Raw genomic sequence first — 17687 nt, forward strand, 5'->3', positions numbered from 1 at the left:
TCACAGGAAGCCGATCGAGAACCATGGCACGGCGGCGACCACGATCAGGCCGATCAGCAGCGCCAGCATATAGGCCCAGATCGGCCGGATGCCCTCGTCGGGATTGACCTTGCCAATGGCGCAGGCGGCGTAATAGCCGACCCCGAAGGGCGGTGCGAACAGGCCGAGCCCCATGGCGAGCACCACCACCATGGCATAGTGGACCTCGTGGATGCCGACGAGCTTGGCGATTGGGAACAAGAGCGGGCCGAACAGCACGATCGCCGGAATGCCCTCCAGCACGCTGCCCAGCACGATGAAGGCGACGATCGACACCGCCATGAAGCCGATGGCGCCGCCCGGCAGATGCGTCATGATCTCGACCAGGGTGCGCGAGAAGCCGGACTGGGTCAGCCCCCAGGCCATGGCCGAGGCCGCCCCGATGATGATCAGGATGGCACCCGAGAGCGAGGCCGTGTCGATCAGGATCGTGCCGAGCCTGGACCAGTCGAACTGGCGGTAGACCAGGAGCCCGACGATCAGCGAATAGACGATGCCGATGGTCGAGACCTCGGTGGCGGTCGAAACGCCTTCGACCACCGCGGCGCGGATCAGGAAGGGCAGTGCCAGCGCCGGCAGGGCGATGACGAAGCTCCAGAGGATTTCCGAGAGCGGGGCGCGCTTGACCTGGCTCAGGTCATCGTCGCGATAGCGCCGCGAGACGACGAAGCAGAGGCCGATCGCCAGCACCAGGCCGGGCACCAGGCCGCCGGTGAACAAAGCGGCGATCGACACGCCGGTGACCGAGCCGATGGTGATCAGAACAATGCTTGGCGGAATCGTCTCGGTCTGCGCGCCGGTGGCCGACAGCAAGGCCACGAGGTCGCCGGGCTTGGCGCCACGCTCCTTCATTTCCGGGAACAGGGCCGGCGCCACCGCCGCCATGTCGGCGGCCTTCGAGCCGGAAATGCCCGACACCAGATACATGGCACCGATCAGCACATAGGACAGGCCGCCGCGGACATGGCCGAGCAGGCTCGCCAGGAAGCGCACCATGGCCTTGGCCATGCCGGCCATTTCGATCAGCAGTCCGAGAAACACGAAGAGCGGCACGGCGAGCAGGATGAGATGGCTCATGCCCTCGTCCATGCGACCGACCAGCGTCATGGTCGGCACGCGCGTGGTCAGCGCCAGGTAACCGAAGGTGGCGAGCGCGAAGGAGAACACGATCGGCACGCCGGAGAAGACGCAGACGCCGACGACGCCGACGAAAAAGATCAAGAGGTTGTAGTTGCCGAGGGGCTTCAGCGCAGGGCCGAGGAACCAGAAGCCGGCAATCACCGCGGCGACCAGCACGAGCGCCAGCCCGGCATGGGCAAGGCTGGTGCGGGTGGCCAGCCGGATCACCGAAAAGGCGATCATCAGGCCGACGCCGATCGGGAAGGCCGCCGCGCGCCAGGCATTGGAGATTTCCATCGCCGAGGTGACGATGAAACTTTCCTCATAGGCCCAGTGATAGGACGGCACGGCGACCAGGATGAGGAATCCGAGGCCGGCGGCGACGGCGAGCGCATCGAACAGGCCGCGCTTGTCGGGACTGAGCCGCGCGACCAGTGCGGTCATGCGCATATGTTCGCCGCGCCGGAGCGCGATCACCGCGCCGAGCATGGCCAGCCAGAGAAACAGGGTCGATGCGAGCTCGTCCGACCAGATCAGCGGCTTGTGCAGGACATAGCGCGCGACGATCCCGGAGAAGAGCACGACAACTTCCGCGACGACCAGGATCGCTGCCGGGATCTCGACGATGAAACCCAGCACCCGGTCGGCGGTCGCCAACCAGGACCGGGCCGCGGGCGCCCCCGTTTCGAGAGGCGCCGCGAACTCGGAGGCCGTTTGCATCGGCGTCAGCCGAGCGAGCCGACGGAGGCTTCCAGCGTCGCCCAGGCGGCGTCGCCGAACTTGCCCTTCCACTCGGTGTAGAAGCCGGCGGCCTTCAGCTTTTCGCGGAACGGCGCCGGATCGACCGTGTTGAACTTCATGCCCTTGGCGGTGAGGTCCGCCTGCACGGTGTCACCGAGCTTGGCGACATCGGCGCGCTCGGCGACCGCCGCGGCATTGATGTGTTTCGATACGACCGCCCGGATGTCCTGCGGCAGGGCTTCCCAGTTGGCGCGGTTGGCCAGGAACCAGAAGCCATCCCACATGTGGTTGGTCAGCGAGCAATAGCTCTGGACCTCGAAGAGCTTGGCCGTCGAGACGATGGCGAGCGGGTTCTCCTGGCCATCGACGACCTTCGACTGCAGCGCGCTGTAGACCTCGTTGAAATTGATCGTGGTCGGCGCCGAACCGAAGGCCCGGTACATCGAGGTCCAGAGCGGCGAAGCCGGTACGCGGATCTTGAAATTGGCGAGATCGGCCGGCGTCACGATCGGCTTGTTCGACGAGGTCGTATGGCGGAAGCCATTGTCCCAGATCTTCTCGAAGGCAATGATCGAGCGCGCCTTGGCGATTTCGCCGCGGACATATTCGCCGAGCTTGCCGTCCATCGTCTTCCAGACCGTGTCGTAGTCCTTGAAGGCGAAGCCGACGCCGTTGATCGAGGCCGCCGGTACGAAGGTCGACAGGATCAGCCCGGACAGGGTGAAGAAGTCGACCGCGCCGGAGCGGATCTGGCCGAGCGTATCGGTGTCGGAGCCGAGCTGGCTGGACGGATAGATCTGCAGCTCGAACCGGCCGCTGGTCTCTTCCTTGATCTTGGCGGCGGCTTCCTGCGCGCGGATGTTCAAGGGATGGCTGAGCGGCAGGTTGTTGGCATATTTATAGGTGAATTCGGCGGCGCGGGCATTGCCGATGGCAAAGGTCGAAACGGCAAGTGCGCTGGTGCCGGCCGCGAAGCTGCGGCGAGAGAGAGTGGTCATCGTCTTCATCCTCCCAGGATGTCGGTGGCCGCCCTTGACCAAGGCGGCCCCAGCTTGAAATCTGCCTGATGACGAAGGGACCGAGGCGCTGCCGCCGTCAACCCTGTTCATTCGCCTGTCAGGCAGCGATTTCTGCGTGGTCAAGGGTCCATATGTTGGACCGGATTGGCCATCTTATTTTTCCGGTTGACGGTTGCCGCGTAATCGCGGACTTGTCAACGGCAAATAGCGAGGCGACAGGTCCACAATATGGATCATGTGGAAAATCCACGCGGCGAGATCGAGCTGGAGCCAACCGGCACCCAAAGCATTGGGCGCGCCGTCGCCTTGCTGCGGCTGGTCGCTGGTCATGGGGCTGCCGGCGCCGGTCTGGCCGCGCTGGTCGATGCCTCCGGGCTGACCAAACCGACCTGCCGCCGGATCCTGATCGGGCTGATGGACGCGGGCCTTGCCGAACAGGATCCGCTGACGCGGCGCTATTTCCTCGGTCCCGAAACCTATGTGCTCGGCACGCTGGCCGCCGAACGTTTCGGCATTCATCGCCTGGGCCTGGAAGGGGCGACCAGGCTTGCCCAGGACACCGGCGACGCGGCCTTCATCCAGGTCCGGCGCGACTGGGTGGTGATCTGCCTGCACCGGGAGGATGGCCCCTATCCGATCCGCTCGCATGTGCTGGCCGCCGGCGACCGGCATCCGCTGGGCGCCGGCGCCGGCGGCATCGCGCTGCTCGCGGCGCTGCCCGATGCCGAGGTCGAGCAGGCCTTGCAGGCCAATGCCGGGCTGCTGGCCGAACGCTATCCGATGCTGACCCGGCCGGTTCTCGACAACCTCGTCGGCGAGGCGCGTGACAAGGGTTATGGCTTCAACCGCGGCCTGTTGTTTCCAGGCTCATGGGGCATCGGCATGGTGGTGCGTGACGCTCAGGGGCGGCCCGACGGCTGCCTGTCGCTGGCCGCGATCGAGAGCCGCATGCAGCCGGACCGCGAAGCCTACCTGGTGCAATTGCTGCAGACCGAGGTCAGGCGCCTGGAGGCGCGGCTGAAAGACTTTGCGACCAAAGGCGAAACAAGAACAGCGACGGTGTCGCCGGCCCATGCCGCGCAGCGCCGTCCCAATGAGAGGAGATGACCATCATGGCTCAACGGGCCGCGATCGTGGGCTGGGCCCACACCCCCTTCGGCAAGCTGGAAGATCCTGATGTCGAGAGCCTGATCGGCCGGGTCGCCGCCGATGCGCTCAACCACGCCGGCGTCGGCCCCGCCGATGTCGATGCCATCACCGTCGGCGTCTACAATAACGGCTTCGCCAAGCAGGCCTTCGAGGGATCGCTCGTCGCGCTGAGCATGCCGGAGCTCGCCTATGTGCCGGCGACCCATCTGGAGAATGCCTGCGCCACCGGTTCGGCCGCACTCTATTCGGCGCTCGACTTCATCGAAAGCGGCCGCGGCCGGATCGCGCTGGTGGTCGGCGCCGAGAAGATGACCGCGACGTCGTCGGCCGAGCTCGGCGATATCTTGCTGACCGCCTGCTACCGCAAGGAAGAGGCCGGCGACACCGGTTTTGCCGGCATTTTCGGCCGCATCGCCCAGACCTATTTCCAGCGTTACGGCGACCGCAGCGAAGAGCTCGCGATGATCGCCGCCAAGAACCACGTGCATGGCCTGGCCAATCCGCTCGCCCATATGCGCAAGGATTTCGGCTTCGACTTCTGCAATACGGTGTCGGAGAAGAACCCGCTGGTTGCCGGTCCGCTCAGGCGCACCGATTGCTCGCTGGTGTCGGACGGCGCCGCCGCCCTGGTGGTCGCCGACGAGGAGACCGCCCAGACCTTGCAGCGGGCGATTTCGTTCCGCGCCCGCCGCCACGTCAACGACATGTTGCCTCTGTCGCGGCGTGACCCGGTGGCCTTCGAGGGCGCGCGGCGGGCCTGGACCAAGGCGCGCGAGGACGCCGGCATCGTCATCGACGATCTCGACCTGGTCGAGACCCATGACTGCTTCACCGTCGCCGAAATGATCGAATACGAAGCCATGGGCCTTGCCGAGCCCGGCCAGGGCTGGCGGGTGGCGCGCGAGGGCCAGAGCTCGCGTGGTGGCCGGCTGCCGGTCAATCTTTCCGGTGGCCTCAAGTCGCGCGGTCATCCGCTCGGTGCCACCGGCGTTTCCCAACATGTCATGGCCGCGATGCAACTGATGGGCGAGGCCGGCGACATGCAATTGCCGGGCGCTTCGCTTGCCGGCGTCTTCAACATGGGCGGCGCCGCGGTCGCCAACTACGTCTCGATCCTGGAGCGTTCCAAGTGAGCGGCGAGATTGCAACCGCACCGGCCGGCGGCGTCGCACGGATGAGCCGCCGGGTGATGAACCTCGCCCATATCCTGACCCAGAACGCCCGTCGCCATGGCGACCGGCCAGGCTTCATCTGGGCCGGCAGGCAATGGAACTGGAAGGAGATCGACGCCGCCGTCTCGGCGCTCGCCGCAGGCCTCGCCGCCCGCGGCATCGTCAAGGGCGACCGCATCCTGGTGCATTCGAAGAACTGTGCCGAGATGTTCTGGTCGATGTTCGCCGCCTTCCGGCTCGGCGCCGTCTGGGTGCCGACCAATTTCCGCCTGATGCCCGACGAGGTCGCCTATCTCGGCACCTCGTCCGGCGCCAGGGCCTTCCTCTGCCATGGTGACTTTCCCGAGCATGCCGCGGCGGTCAAGGCCGAGAGCAAGGTGCTGGACTTCACCTGGCGGATCGGCGAGGGCGCTTTCGGCGAGACGAGCCTGGACGAGGTGATCGCGGCGAATGACGGCGCCCAGGTCGCCAATCGGGCGGTCGATGCCGATGATCCCTGCTGGTTCTTTTTCACTTCAGGCACCACCGGGCGCTCCAAGGCAGCGGTGCTGACCCATGGCCAGATGGCCTTCGTCGTCACCAATCACCTCTGCGATCTGATGCCCGGCACCACCGAGAGCGATGCCTCGCTGGTGGTCGCGCCCCTGTCGCATGGCGCCGGCGTGCATCAGCTGGTCCAGGCGGCGCGCGGCGTGCCGACCATCCTCTTGCCGACCGAACGCTTCGATATCGACGAGGCCTTCCGCCTGATCGAGACCCACCGGGTCACCAATATCTTCACCGTGCCGACCATCCTGAAAATGCTGGTCGAGCATCCGGCCGTCGACAAGCACGACCATTCGTCGCTGCGCTACATCATCTATGCCGGCGCGCCGATGTATCGCGAGGACCAGAAGGCTGCGCTCGCCAAGCTCGGCAAGGTCCTGGTGCAATATTTCGGCCTCGGCGAGGTCACCGGCAACATCACCGTGCTGCCGCCGGCGCTGCACGATCCGGACGACGGCCCGGGCGCGCGCATCGGCACCTGCGGCTTCGAGCGCACCGGCATGCAGGTGTCGATCCAGGGCGATGACGGCGACGAGCTCGAGCCGTTTCAGACCGGCGAGATCTGCGTCATCGGCCCGGCGGTGTTCGCCGGCTATTACGAAAACCCCGAGGCCAATGCCAAGGCGTTCCGCGACGGCTGGTTCCGCACCGGCGATCTCGGCCACATGGACAATGAGGGCTTCGTCTATATCACCGGGCGCGCCTCCGACATGTACATTTCCGGCGGCTCGAACATCTATCCGCGCGAGGTCGAGGAGAAGATCCTGACTCACCCGGCGATCGGCGAAGTCGCCGTTCTGGGTGTGCCGGATCCGGTCTGGGGCGAGGTCGGCGTGGCGGTCTGCGTGGCGCGCGACGGCCAGGCCGTCAGCGAGGCGGAACTCGCCGCGTTCCTCGGCGCGAAGATCCCGCGCTACAAGATGCCGAAGCGCTTCTTCTTCTGGGAGCAATTGCCGAAATCCGGTTACGGCAAGGTGCCGAAGCGGCTGGTGCGCGACGAGCTGGAGGCCCGCGGCCTGCTCGAGCAGATTGCCAAGAGGGCAGAGCAGTGAGGGCAGAGCAGGGCCGAAGGATGAGGCAGATCGTTCAGCCAGGCCCGGCGCAAGCCGAGCCGATCCAATGGGTCGAGGCCCGGGGCGAAAGCTTCAGTTTCGACCTCGAGGCCGGCCTGCCGCTCATCGAGGCGGTGCGCCGGGGCTTCGCCGCCAGGGGCTATCAAAGTGGTGTTCTCTCGGCATCGGACGGCGCCTTGTCGCCCTTTGCCTATGTCATGCCGGCGCTCTCCGAAACGCCCGATCATGCCGCCTTCTACAGCCCCACTTTTCGCCCCGCGGGCGTCACCCGGCTGACATCGGCGGCGATGACCTTCGGCAGCCGCGACGACAAACCGTTCTTCCATTGCCATGCGCTGTGGCGGGAGGCCGACGAGCGCTTGAACGGTGGCCATATCCTGCCGGAGGAAACCGTCGTCGCCGAGCGCTGCCGTGTCGAGGCGATCGGGCTCGATGGCGCGGCCTTCACCGCCGAGCCGGATCCTGAAACCAATTTCAAGCTGTTCGGGCCAGTCGCCCGGCCGGCAGCCGGCACGGCGGCCCGCCAGCGGGTCTTCGCCATGAGGCTGAGGCCCAATCGCGACATGGCCGGACTGCTCGAACAATTCTGCCGCGACCATGGCATTGCCAAAGCCAGGCTGCATGGTGGCGTCGGCAGCATTATCGGCGCCTGTTTCGACGACGGCCGGATCGTCGAGCCTTTCGCCACCGAAATGGCGGTGCGCGCGGGGACGATCGCGCCGGGCGCCGACGGCGAGCTCCAGGCCGAGATCGACGTTGCGCTGGTCGACTATACCGGCGGGCTCGCCGAGGGCCGGCTCGCGCGCGGGCAGAACCCCGTGCTGATGACGGTGGAGATCGTGCTCGAGGTGGTGTGAGGGTGGGTTCTGCCCTCTCCCTATGGGAGAGAGTTGATTTATAAGCGTTTTTTCGTTTTGGCCGGCAAGCGTCATAGGGCGCGAGCCCTCGATGGGCCGAAATCGGTTGATCGATTTCATCAAGCACAACAACGACTGAGGGAAAGAAATGGCCATGACGGCATCACCGGAAGTGCGCGTGGCGATCGTCACCGGCGGGGCGTCGGGCATCGGCCTGGCGACTGCCGGGATCCTTTTGGAGCAGGGCTGGCAAGTGGTCGGCACCGACCGCGACGCCGATGCGCTCGCCGCCGCCGAGACGGCGCTCGCCGGTCATGCCGGGCGCTTTCGCATGGTTCAGGGCGATGTGACCGACGAAGCGGCCATGGCACGGCTGGTCGAGGAGACCGAGCGCGATGTCGGCCCGATCCGCGGGCTGGTGACCTCGGCCGGCATCGGCCGCGACGTGCCGTTCCTCGACACCACCGCCGACATGTTCCGCACCATCCACGAGATCAATGTGGTCGGCACCTTCATCATCGCGCGTGCGGCCGCCGCCGCCATGCGCGCCTCGGGCGGCGGTGCCATCGTCACCATCGCCTCGGTGTCCGGCCTGACCGGCAATATCGGCCGCGCCGCCTACGGTTCGTCGAAAGGGGCGATCGTCAATCTCACCCGCATCATGGCGGTCGAACTCGCCCGCTTCGGCATCCGGGTCAACAGCGTGGCGCCCGGGCCGATCGAGACCCCGATGGTGGCTGAGGTCCACACCTCGGCGATCCGCGACCAGTGGAACGACAAGGTGCTGCTCGAGCGTTACGGCACGCCCGCCGAGATCGGCGAGGCCGTCGCCTTCCTGGTCGATGCCAGGCGTTCGAGCTACATCACCGGCCAGATCCTGGCGGTGGATGGCGGTTTCGTCGCCTGCGGGCTGAACGACAAGTCGCGCGGCTGACCCGCGCGCCCGTCCCGGCTGATCTCACCGGAGGAATTCGGGCGAGATCAGGCTCGGCAGGAACAGCGACACCGACGGCCAGACGATCACCAGCGCCAGCACCATGAGCATCGGGATCAACATGATCATGGTGTCCTTGATGGCATCGCGCATCCGCATGCCGGCGACCGTGCAGGCGATCATCAGGCACAGCCCGTAAGGTGGGGTGACCAGGCCGAAAGCCAGGCTGACAATGCCGACCATGGCGAAATGCACCGGATCCATCTGCACCGCCTTGGCGAGCGGCGCCAGGATCGGCCCGCAAATGATGATCGCCGGAATGGCATCCAGGAAGCAGCCGACGACCAGGAAGACGAAGGCGATGAAGAAGCCGGTGGCCATGAAACCCATGTTCCACGCCGACACGCCGGAGAGGATCGCCTCGGGGATCTTGTAATAGGCCAGGAGCCAGCCGAAACAGCTTGCCGTGCCGACGCAGAACAGCGCGATGCCGGCGAGCTTGCCGGTGTCGAGCAGCGCCGAATAGAGCCCCTTGAAGTCCATCTCGCGATAGACCAGCAGAGACAGCACGCCAGCATAGAGCACGGCGATGGCGGCCGATTCGGTGGCGGTGAACCAGCCGAAGACCTTGCCGCCGATGATGATGCCGGGCGTCATCAGTGCGAGGAAGGAATGGGCGCAGGCGCAGAAGAATTCCCGCCACGCCGCGCGCGGATAGGTCGGATAGCCACGCTTCGTCGCATAGACATGCACGGTGGCCATCTGGGCGACGCCGATCAGCAGGCCGGGAATGATGCCGGCCAGGAACAGCGCGCCGATCGAGGTGGTCAGGATGCCGCCCCAGACGATCATCAGGATGGATGGCGGGATGATCACCGCCAGCACCGCCGACACCGCGGTGATGGCGACCGAGAAGCTGTCGTCATAACCCTCGCGCCGCTGTGCGTCGATGAAGATCTTGGACTGGCTGGCGGCATCCGCCGTCGACGAACCGGAAATGCCGGCGAAGAAGATCGACAGCACGACGTTGATCTGGGCAAGGCCGCCCGGCCAATGACCGACCATGGTGCGCGACAGTTTCATCAGCCGGTCGGTGATGCCGCCGACGTTCATCAGGTTGGCGGTCAACAGGAAAAACGGCACCGCCAGAAGGATGAAGGAATTGAAGGCGTTGAAGGTTTCCGACATCAGGCTCATGGAATCGAGCCGCGGTTCGATCGCCAGGATCGGCAGGCAGGCAAGCCCGAGCGCAAAGGCGACCGGCACGCGCAGGACCAAGAGGCCGAAGAAGCAACCGAACAAGATGAAGGCGGCCTGACCGGACGAAAGCACAGCGCCGGTCATGATTGGGCGCTCCTGCCGGTGATGGTTTTGAAATCGTCGACAAACTGTTCGCCGAGGAAGACCAGCCAGGTCAGCCCCATGACCGGCCAGGCGATGTGGATGAGCCAGAGCGGCAATTCCGCGAGTTCGGAAATGCGGTACCAGCCGAAGCGGGTGAACTGGATGCCGGCCCAGACGAAGACCAGGGCCAGGGCCAGCACGCCGAGGCGGCCGAGCATGCGGGCGACCGCTTCGCCGCGCGGGCCCAGCTGCGGCAGCAGGTCGACCTCGAAATGGGTCGATTCGCGCACGCCGATCATCGCGCCGATCATGATCGTCCAGATGAACAGGAAGCGCGCCATTTCCTCGGTCCAGATATAGGCCGGGATCAGGTCGGTATAACGCGAGAAGATCTGCAGGCTGACCGGGATGATCAGGATGGCGACGGCGACGACCAGGAGATGGGAGAGGAGGGCTGAATAAGCCGCGGTGAACCGGCGCCAGAGGCTCGGCGGCGCAATGTCTGTCGGGTTCATGGGGAACTTTCGGCAAGGGCTGCTGGCAAGGGCTGCTGGACTTGGGCTCGATGACGGCGGATGTGAGGACCACCACCCCGTCGCGACGATCCGTGACGGGGTGGGGCTGCCTTCCGCGTCAGACCGCGTTGACCTTGCTGAAGATGCCGTCGGCGCCGATTTCCTTGGCGTAGGTCGCCATGACCGGGTCGACCAGCCGCTTCATCGCGTCGCGTTCCTCGAACACCACGCGCTTCAGCTTGCCGGCTGCCTCGAGCGCGTCGAGCTTCACCACCTCTTCGCTCGATTCCAGCTGGCGGCCGAAATCTCCGGCTTCCTTGCCGGCCGCCATGACCGCGTCCTGCAACTCCTTGGGCAATGCCCTCAAGGTCTTCATCGAGAAGCAGATCGGCCGGATCGACACCGCATGCTGGGTCAGGTTGAGATGGGGCGCCACCTCGTAGAATTTCATCGCCTCGACGCCGGCCGCCTCGTTCTCTCCGGCGCTGATGACGCCATTCTGGATGGCGTTATAGACCTCGTTATAGGCGATCACGGTCGGCGACATCCCGACGGCGGCGAAGGTGCGCGACCAGATCGGCGCGCCCTGGACGCGGACCTTGAGGCCGCGGATTTCGGCGAGATTCTTCACCGGCTTGTTGGCGAAGATGTTGCGGATGCCGCCGCCGGCATGGCCGATCAGCCGGACCTCGGCACGCTGCTCGACCTCGTCGGCGATCGGCTTCAGCAGGTCCTGTTTCACCACACTGTTCATGTGCGCGATGTCGCGGAACACGAAGGGCGCGTCGATGAACGGCGCGGCGCGGGCGAAGGTCGACATGTGGGCCGGCGAGACAATGCCGTAATCGACCGCCCGGCCCTGGGCCATATATTCGAAATATTGCTTTTCCAGGCCGAGCGACGAGTTCTTGTGCAAAATGAAATTGATCGGCTTGCCGTAGAGCGCCTTGACCCGTTCTTCGAACCGCACCAGCGCCTTGGTGAAGGCATGGTCGTCGTTGAATTGCACCGCGCCGCTGAGCGTGATCGGACCCTGGGCGCGCAAGATGGCGGGGTGGGCGAGGAGGGCCGCGGATGTCGCTCCGAGGCCGATGAGAACTTGCCTGCGTTTCACGATGATCTCCTCCCTGGTTTCTTCGCGCCCATGTTTGCATGGGTCTGTATGCTAGTATGGCAGAAAGAATCAGGGCGAACTACAGTGAAAGAGGCATGGTTGCATGCAAGGCATGCATCGACGTTGCTGCAAAGCGATCGCTGCAGTGCGATAAAAGCGACAGGAATACTGTCTTTATTTGAAGGGCGCGCATCACCGCGCCGCGTCACACGGCTGTCCGGCGCTTTCCCGGACGGGTGCCCTTCAGGCCAGCATCATGCGCCTGATCCGCCTCACAGGATCCGGCTGGCCTTGTTCGTCCAGTAGCGGTCGCGCAGGCCCTTCTTGTAGAGCTTGCCGGTCGGCAGGCGCGGCAGTTCCGGGTCGAAATCGACCGAGCGCGGGCATTTCTGCGGCGACAGGTGCTGCTTGCAGAAGGCGATGAGTTCCTGTTCCAGCTCCGGCCCGCAAGGCGCGTCGGGCATGGGCTGGATCACCGCCTTCACCTCCTCGCCATAGTCGGCATTGGGTACGCCGAACACCGCTGCGTCGGCGACCTTCGGATGGGTGATCAGGAGGTTCTCGCATTCCTGCGGATAGATGTTCACGCCACCGGAGATGATCATGAAGGTCGAGCGGTCGGTCAGGTAGAGAAAGCCGTCATCGTCGACATAACCGACATCGCCGACGGTCGACATGGTGCCGTCGGCCGAGCGCGACTGGGCGGTGCGTTCGGGATCGTTGAAATAGACGAAGGGCGTCGCCGTCTTGAACCACAGGCCGCCCGGCTGGCCCTTGGCGCAGGGCCGCATGTCGTCATCGAGCACATGGAGATCGCCGAGCAGGACACGCCCGACCGTGCCGCGATGGTCCAGCCATTGCTGGCTGTCGCAGGCGGTGAAGCCCATGCCTTCGGTCGCCCCGTAATATTCGTGGATGATCGGCCCCCACCAGTCGATCATCTGCTCCTTGACCTGGGGCGGACAAGGCGCGGCCGCATGAATGGCGATCTCCAGCGACGACAGGTCATGCCGTGTTCTGGCCGCGTCGGGCAGTTTCAGCATGCGGCTGAACATGGTCGGCACCAGCTGGCTGTGGGTCACCCGAAATTCCTCGACCAGCGACAGGTAAAGTTCCGGGTCGAAATGCTCCATGATGATGATCGTGGCGCCGTTGCGGATGGCCAGCGCCACGGCGGCTTGCGGCGCCGAATGATAGAGCGGCGCGGGCGACAGGTAGGTCATGCCTTCGCGGTAGCGCCAGAGCTTGTTCAGGAAGTCGTAGAGCGGCAGCGGCTGGGACGGCGGATTGTCGGGCAGGGGCCTGAGGATGCCTTTCGGCCGCCCGGTGGTGCCGGAAGAATAGAGCATGGGCGTGCCGAGCCACTCGTCCTCGATCGGCGTGTCGGGCAGGCCTGACGTCGCCTGGTCGAGATTGACGAAGCGGCCGTCGCCGGGGCCATCGACAATCAGGCAGAGCCGGATATCGGGGCACTGCCGGAGCGCCTCGGCGGCCACCGCCTGTTTCGCCCGCGAGGTGATCAGCACCCGGGCTTCGCTGTTGTTGAGGATATAGGCGAGCTCGTCGGCGAGCAGGTAGGAATTGATGCAGGTGCAATAGAGGCCGGACCGCTCGCCGGCGCCGCAGCACTCGAGGTAGCGGACATTGTTCTCCATGAAGATCGCGAAGTGGTCGAGACGCTTAAGGCCATTGGCCCTGAACAGATGGGCCAGCCGGTTGGTGCGGGCCTCGAACTCGGCATAGGTCACCTGCTCGCGGCTCTCCGCCATGATATAGGCCGGCTGCTCGCCGCGCTCACGGACATGCCTGCCTGCATACATCTGGACGTCCTCCGGATTTTTTGCTCTGGAGCGGCGGCCCCGGCGAGGCGGGCCGCGGCCGCGGGCGGGCTTCCGCCCACCCGCGCTTCTCGGGAGCCCGCGGTTCAGACGCTCTCGTTCGACAGCACGTCGCCGAACAGCTCGAAGGTCTCGCCCTTGACGCGCGCCAGCTGCACCGACTGGATCGGGTAATAGTCGGTGGCGCTGGTATTGACCTTGATGCCCGGCAGCAGCAGCGGCGCCTCGAAATTGCGGATGCTGGCTGCCTGTTTCATCACGTTGTCGCGGGTCAGGTTGTCGCCGGCCGCCTTCAGCACGTGGACCAGCGTATTGGCGACCGAATAGCCGTAATTGTGACCGTCGTCGCGCAGGTCGGCATTGGGCATGTATTTGGCCATGAAGGCTCGCCAGGCCGCGACGTCGGGCGCCGCCGCCCATTGCGGGTCATTGGCGTCCTTGCGGTAGAGCGCGATGATGATGCCTTGCGAGTTTTCCAGGCCCGCCGGTTTCATCACCGAGCCGAACGACGACGACACGTTGTTGAGATAGTGGACCGGCTTCCAGTTGATCTCGGCGGCCTTGCGGATCGCCTGGGCGGCGAATTTCGGCGTGGTGATGTTGAAGAACACGCCCGCGCCGGAATTCTTCAGCTGGATCATCTGGCTGTCGACGGTCGGGTCGGTGACCTCATAGGTCGAGAGCTGGACGATCGCCCGCTCGTTGTCCTTGCCGAGCCCGGCCTTGAAGCCGTTGAAATAATCCTTGCCGTAGTCGTCGTTCTGCATCAGCACGCCGATCTTGGCGTTCGGATTGCTCGCCAGGATGTGCTTGGCATAGATCGCCGCTTCGGTGGCGTAGTCGGGCTGCCAGCCTATGGTCCAGGGGAACTGGGCCGGATTGCCCCATTTCGACGCGCCGGTGGCAACGAACAGCTGCGGCACCTTGCGGGTGTTCATGTAGCGCTGGATGGCGGTGTTGGACGGCGTGCCGAGCGGGTTGAAGACCAGGAGAACCTTGTCCTCCTCGACCAGCTTGCGCACCATCTCGACCGCTTTGGGTGGCGAATAGCCGTCGTCATAGGTGATGAAATTGATCTTGCGGCCATTGATGCCGCCGTCGTCGTTGATCTTTTTCATCAAGGCCTCGGACGTGCGCCCGATCACGCCATAGGCCGAGGCATTGCCCGAATAGGGCATGATATTGCCGATCCTGATTTCGCCGTCCGAGGCGCCGTCGTCATAACGCTTCTGGGCGATGGCCGGCGAGAAGACCGGGGTCAGAGCCATGGCTCCGAGGCCGGACATGAAGGTTCGACGCTTGATCGTGGTCATGGGCATTTCCTCCGGTTGCTGTTTTTGGCGGCCGGTTCCGGCCGCATGCTTCATTGTTGATCGGTGATACGGGTCCGTTGTGTCTTTCCAACGATGGGGTTGCGGTTTCGATGGGTTTCAGTTGCGTCTGAAGCGGGCGAAAAGTGCCGACAATCCGCCGGCGATGCCGGTTGGCATGACATAGATCAGCACGATGAGCGTGATGCCGTAGAGCGTCCAGGGTTCGAGCTCGATCGGCAGGTGAAAGGCCGCGGTGAACTTCTTGGTCGCGGCATCGGCATATTTCTCGATGACCTGGACGAAGACCCCGCCGATCACTGCGCCCGGCAGGGAGGCGACGCCGCCGACCACCGCGCCGACCAGGATGGCGATCGACAGTTCGAACCGGAAACTGTCGGGTGCGACGAATTCGAAGATGATCGCATGCAGCGCACCGGCGACGCCGGTATAGAGCGCGGAGATGCCGAACACCGTGGCCTTGTAGCGCGACGTGTCGATGCCCATCGTGCCGGCGGCCATGGGGTGGTCGCGGATCGCCCGGATCGCCCGGCCGGGCCGGCTGTCGATGAGATTGCGGGCAAACCAGAACATCAGGACGGCGACGACGAGCACCACCAGATACATCCATTGATCGGCCGAGACCGCCAGGCCGAAGGGGGCCTCGGGCTTGATCAGGTTGATGCCCATGACGCCGTTGGTGAACGGTTCCAGATGGCGATATTTCAGCATCTGCGGCACGGCGATCGCCAGCCCGAAGGTGGCGAGCGCCAGATAGTGGCCCTCGAGCCTCAGCGCCGGCAGGCCGAAGAGATAACCGACGCAGAAGCAGAACAGCGCCGCCACCGGCAAGGTCAGCCAATAATTGACGTTGTACTGGTCCATCAGGATGGCGGCGACATAGGCTCCCGCCGCGAAGAAGGCGCCGTGGCCGAGCGAGATCTGGCCGTTGAACCCGGTCAGCAGGTTGAGGCCGAGGACGGCGATCGCATAGACGATCATCAGGCTCAGCTGCAGGAAGGTGAAATTGCTGATCAGCCCGGTCTTGCCGCCGATGAACGGCAGCGCGGCGGCCAGCACGAGCAGGCCGTAGAGGGCATAGCGGCCGATCTGGCTCGGCGCCTCGGGCGAAATGCGGTCGGTCGAGGTGATCGTGGTCACGTGGCTACACCCGCTTGACGGTTGTGCGGCCGAACAGGCCCGCCGGCTTCAGGGTCAGGATGGTGATGACGATGATCAGCGCCACCGTCAGCTTTTCGCCATTGCCGACGATGTAGATGCCGAAGGTCTTCTCGGTGAGATTGCCGAAATAGGCGACGAGGTTTTCCAGCACGCCGACGAAGAAGCCGCCGAACACCGCGCCGCCCGGGCTGGAAATGCCGCCGACCAGTGCGCCGGCGAAGCCATAGAGCAGGATCGACGCCATCATGTTCGGTTCGAGATAGACGACCGGCGCGACCATGGCGCCGGCAACCGCGCCGATCGAGGCGGCAAGACCCCAGCCGAGCGCCAGCATCCAGTCGACGCGGACGCCGACCAGGCGCGCCGACGCCGGGTTCTGCGCCGCCGCCCGCATCGCGAGCCCGAGCGGGGTGAAGCGGAAGAAGGCGAAGAGCCCGAACAGCATGACCACCGAGACCAGGATCATGCCGATCTGGTGCGAACTGATATAACCCGAGCCGGCGAAGGAGACCTCCGGGAAGGGTGACGGAAAGTTCTTGATCGTATGGCTCCAGATCGCGCCGGCGAGCGAATGGAAAATCGCCAGGAGGCCAATGAACACCACCACCACCGACAGCACCGAGGCGTTGTGCAGGGGCCGCAGGATGATCCGCTCGATCAGCACGCCGAGGATGAAGGACAGCACGATGGTGATGCCGAGCGCCGTCCAGAAACCCATGCCCCACTGGATCAACTGCCAGCAGAGATAGGTGGAGAACATGGCGAGTTCACCTTGCGAGAAATTCAGGTGATCGGTCGCCGTGAAGATCATCACCAGGGCCAGCGCCACGAGCGCGTAGATGGCGCCGCTGGCAAGGCCGGATGCGATCTGCTGGATGAGCTGCTCCATGAACTACCTCTGGTTTGCCGAAGCGTTGGCCGTCTCGTTTCCTGGTGGCGGGCTCTCGCTCCATAGAAGCGGTTGCTGTCATCCACGACTTGCGTCTAGTAGCCGAGGTAGGATCGGCGGATGCCCTCGTTGTTCTTCATGTCGTCGGAAGCGCCGGACATGACGACATGGCCGGTTTCCAGCACATAGACATTGTCGGCGAGGTTCAGTGCCAGCGCGGCATTCTGTTCGACCAGCAGCATGGCGACGCCGGCTTCCGCGTTGATCCGCCGCATGATGTGGAAGATCTCCTGGACGATCAGCGGCGCGAGCCCGAAGGACGGCTCGTCCAGCAGCATCAGGCGGGGCCCGAGCATCAGCGCGCGACTGATCGCCAGCATCTGCTGTTCGCCCCCCGACAAGGTGCCGGCCTGCTGGGTGATCCGCTCCTTCAGCCGCGGGAAATAGGTGAAGACCAGATCGAGGTCGCGCTTCGCGGTCGCCTTGTTGCGCCGGCCATAGGCGGCGATCTTCAGGTTCTCTTCCACCGACAGCCCGGTGAAGGTGCCGCGGCCCTCCGGGACATGGGCGACGCCCAGGCGGACGATGTCCTCGGTCGCCAGCTTGTCGATCGGCTGGCCGTCGAAGATGAGCCGTCCCTCGCGCCGGACCATGCCGCAGATGGCGCGCAGCGTCGTGGTCTTGCCGGCGCCATTGGCGCCGAGCAAGGTGGTGATGCCGCCGCTGGCGAGCGTGAAGCCGATGCCGTGCAGCGCCTGGGTCCCGCCGTAGAAGGCCTTCAGGCCGCTGATCTCCAGGAGGGGCTTGGTCGCGGGATCGATCCGGGATTGCGTCTGGAGCTGCATG

General features: G+C 65.0%; 15 protein-coding genes. 5 read left to right on the forward strand and 10 right to left on the reverse strand.

The genetic code is table 11. The annotated features are described in order from the left end of the window. Both E8M01_RS22675 and E8M01_RS22680 read right to left on the reverse strand, forming a co-directional pair. A complete protein-coding gene (locus E8M01_RS22675; protein WP_136962236.1) occupies positions 1-1878 on the reverse strand; it encodes a TRAP transporter large permease in 1878 nt (625 codons plus the stop codon). Positions 1879-1883: 5 nt separating this feature from the next. Next, positions 1884-2897, reverse strand: coding sequence for a TRAP transporter substrate-binding protein (locus E8M01_RS22680; RefSeq protein ID WP_136962237.1), 1014 nt, complete (start codon positions 2895-2897; stop codon positions 1884-1886). Positions 2898-3146: 249 nt separating this feature from the next. On the opposite strand from E8M01_RS22680, the gene E8M01_RS22685 reads away from it, so the two are divergent. The 5 genes from E8M01_RS22685 to E8M01_RS22705 all read left to right on the forward strand — a co-directional run bounded on the left by E8M01_RS22685 (position 3147) and on the right by E8M01_RS22705 (position 8649). Next, positions 3147-4025: an IclR family transcriptional regulator gene (locus E8M01_RS22685; RefSeq protein WP_136962238.1), complete on the forward strand. Its 879-nt coding sequence runs from the start codon at positions 3147-3149 to the stop codon at positions 4023-4025. A 5-nt stretch (positions 4026-4030) separates the two neighbouring features. After that, positions 4031-5200, forward strand: coding sequence for an acetyl-CoA acetyltransferase (locus tag E8M01_RS22690; protein ID WP_136962239.1), 1170 nt, complete (start codon positions 4031-4033; stop codon positions 5198-5200). Further along, on the forward strand, positions 5197-6837 hold the full coding sequence (locus tag E8M01_RS22695) for an acyl-CoA synthetase (RefSeq protein WP_136962240.1): 1641 nt from the start codon (positions 5197-5199) through the stop codon (positions 6835-6837). The genes E8M01_RS22690 and E8M01_RS22695 overlap by 4 nt, the downstream gene beginning before the upstream one ends. A 20-nt stretch (positions 6838-6857) precedes the next feature. Then, a complete protein-coding gene (locus E8M01_RS22700) occupies positions 6858-7715 on the forward strand; it encodes a PCC domain-containing protein (protein WP_136962241.1) in 858 nt (285 codons plus the stop codon). A gap of 154 nt (positions 7716-7869) precedes the next feature. Continuing rightward, positions 7870-8649, forward strand: coding sequence for an SDR family NAD(P)-dependent oxidoreductase (locus E8M01_RS22705; protein ID WP_136962242.1), 780 nt, complete (start codon positions 7870-7872; stop codon positions 8647-8649). Positions 8650-8673: 24 nt separating this feature from the next. Here the strand turns inward: E8M01_RS22705 and E8M01_RS22710 are convergent, their stop codons facing one another. From E8M01_RS22710 to E8M01_RS22745, 8 genes are all read right to left on the reverse strand, one after another. Continuing rightward, positions 8674-9993 (reverse strand): TRAP transporter large permease, encoded by a 1320-nt coding sequence (locus E8M01_RS22710; RefSeq protein WP_136962243.1) that lies wholly within the window; start codon positions 9991-9993, stop codon positions 8674-8676. After that, on the reverse strand, positions 9990-10508 hold the full coding sequence (locus E8M01_RS22715; protein WP_136962244.1) for a TRAP transporter small permease: 519 nt from the start codon (positions 10506-10508) through the stop codon (positions 9990-9992). Before E8M01_RS22715 ends, E8M01_RS22710 begins: the two co-directional genes overlap by 4 nt. A gap of 118 nt (positions 10509-10626) precedes the next feature. Continuing rightward, positions 10627-11622 (reverse strand): TRAP transporter substrate-binding protein, encoded by a 996-nt coding sequence (locus tag E8M01_RS22720; protein ID WP_136962245.1) that lies wholly within the window; start codon positions 11620-11622, stop codon positions 10627-10629. A 272-nt stretch (positions 11623-11894) separates the two neighbouring features. After that, complete coding sequence (locus tag E8M01_RS22725; protein ID WP_136962246.1) at positions 11895-13442, reverse strand: AMP-binding protein; 1548 nt, start codon at positions 13440-13442, stop codon at positions 11895-11897. A 104-nt stretch (positions 13443-13546) separates the two neighbouring features. Then, positions 13547-14779, reverse strand: coding sequence for an ABC transporter substrate-binding protein (locus E8M01_RS22730; protein ID WP_425467678.1), 1233 nt, complete (start codon positions 14777-14779; stop codon positions 13547-13549). A 111-nt stretch (positions 14780-14890) separates the two neighbouring features. Beyond that, complete coding sequence (locus E8M01_RS22735) at positions 14891-15931, reverse strand: branched-chain amino acid ABC transporter permease (RefSeq protein WP_136962248.1); 1041 nt, start codon at positions 15929-15931, stop codon at positions 14891-14893. 4 nt (positions 15932-15935) lie between these two features. Then, the gene (locus E8M01_RS22740; RefSeq protein WP_136962249.1) at positions 15936-16841 is read right to left on the reverse strand and encodes a branched-chain amino acid ABC transporter permease; all 906 of its coding nucleotides are present in this window, start codon (positions 16839-16841) and stop codon (positions 15936-15938) included. A 95-nt stretch (positions 16842-16936) separates the two neighbouring features. Next, the gene (locus tag E8M01_RS22745) at positions 16937-17686 is read right to left on the reverse strand and encodes an ABC transporter ATP-binding protein (RefSeq protein ID WP_136962250.1); all 750 of its coding nucleotides are present in this window, start codon (positions 17684-17686) and stop codon (positions 16937-16939) included. Position 17687: the final 1 nt, after the last annotated feature.

Origin of the sequence: Phreatobacter stygius (assembly GCF_005144885.1) — a bacterium.
Taxonomy (GTDB): domain Bacteria; phylum Pseudomonadota; class Alphaproteobacteria; order Rhizobiales; family Phreatobacteraceae; genus Phreatobacter; species Phreatobacter stygius.

Coding starts and splice junctions, on each gene's coding strand:
- E8M01_RS22740 (WP_136962249.1), bottom strand. CDS start 16,841: ATGGAGCAGCTCATCCAGCAGATCGCATCCGGCCTTGCCAGCGGCGCC.
- E8M01_RS22685 (WP_136962238.1), top strand. CDS start 3,147: ATGGATCATGTGGAAAATCCACGCGGCGAGATCGAGCTGGAGCCAACC.
- E8M01_RS22680 (WP_136962237.1), bottom strand. CDS start 2,897: ATGACCACTCTCTCTCGCCGCAGCTTCGCGGCCGGCACCAGCGCACTT.
- E8M01_RS22725 (WP_136962246.1), bottom strand. CDS start 13,442: ATGTATGCAGGCAGGCATGTCCGTGAGCGCGGCGAGCAGCCGGCCTAT.
- E8M01_RS22715 (WP_136962244.1), bottom strand. CDS start 10,508: ATGAACCCGACAGACATTGCGCCGCCGAGCCTCTGGCGCCGGTTCACC.
- E8M01_RS22745 (WP_136962250.1), bottom strand. CDS start 17,686: ATGCAGCTCCAGACGCAATCCCGGATCGATCCCGCGACCAAGCCCCTC.
- E8M01_RS22730 (WP_425467678.1), bottom strand. CDS start 14,779: ATGCCCATGACCACGATCAAGCGTCGAACCTTCATGTCCGGCCTCGGA.
- E8M01_RS22700 (WP_136962241.1), top strand. CDS start 6,858: ATGAGGCAGATCGTTCAGCCAGGCCCGGCGCAAGCCGAGCCGATCCAA.
- E8M01_RS22705 (WP_136962242.1), top strand. CDS start 7,870: ATGACGGCATCACCGGAAGTGCGCGTGGCGATCGTCACCGGCGGGGCG.
- E8M01_RS22675 (WP_136962236.1), bottom strand. CDS start 1,878: ATGCAAACGGCCTCCGAGTTCGCGGCGCCTCTCGAAACGGGGGCGCCC.
- E8M01_RS22710 (WP_136962243.1), bottom strand. CDS start 9,993: ATGACCGGCGCTGTGCTTTCGTCCGGTCAGGCCGCCTTCATCTTGTTC.
- E8M01_RS22690 (WP_136962239.1), top strand. CDS start 4,031: ATGGCTCAACGGGCCGCGATCGTGGGCTGGGCCCACACCCCCTTCGGC.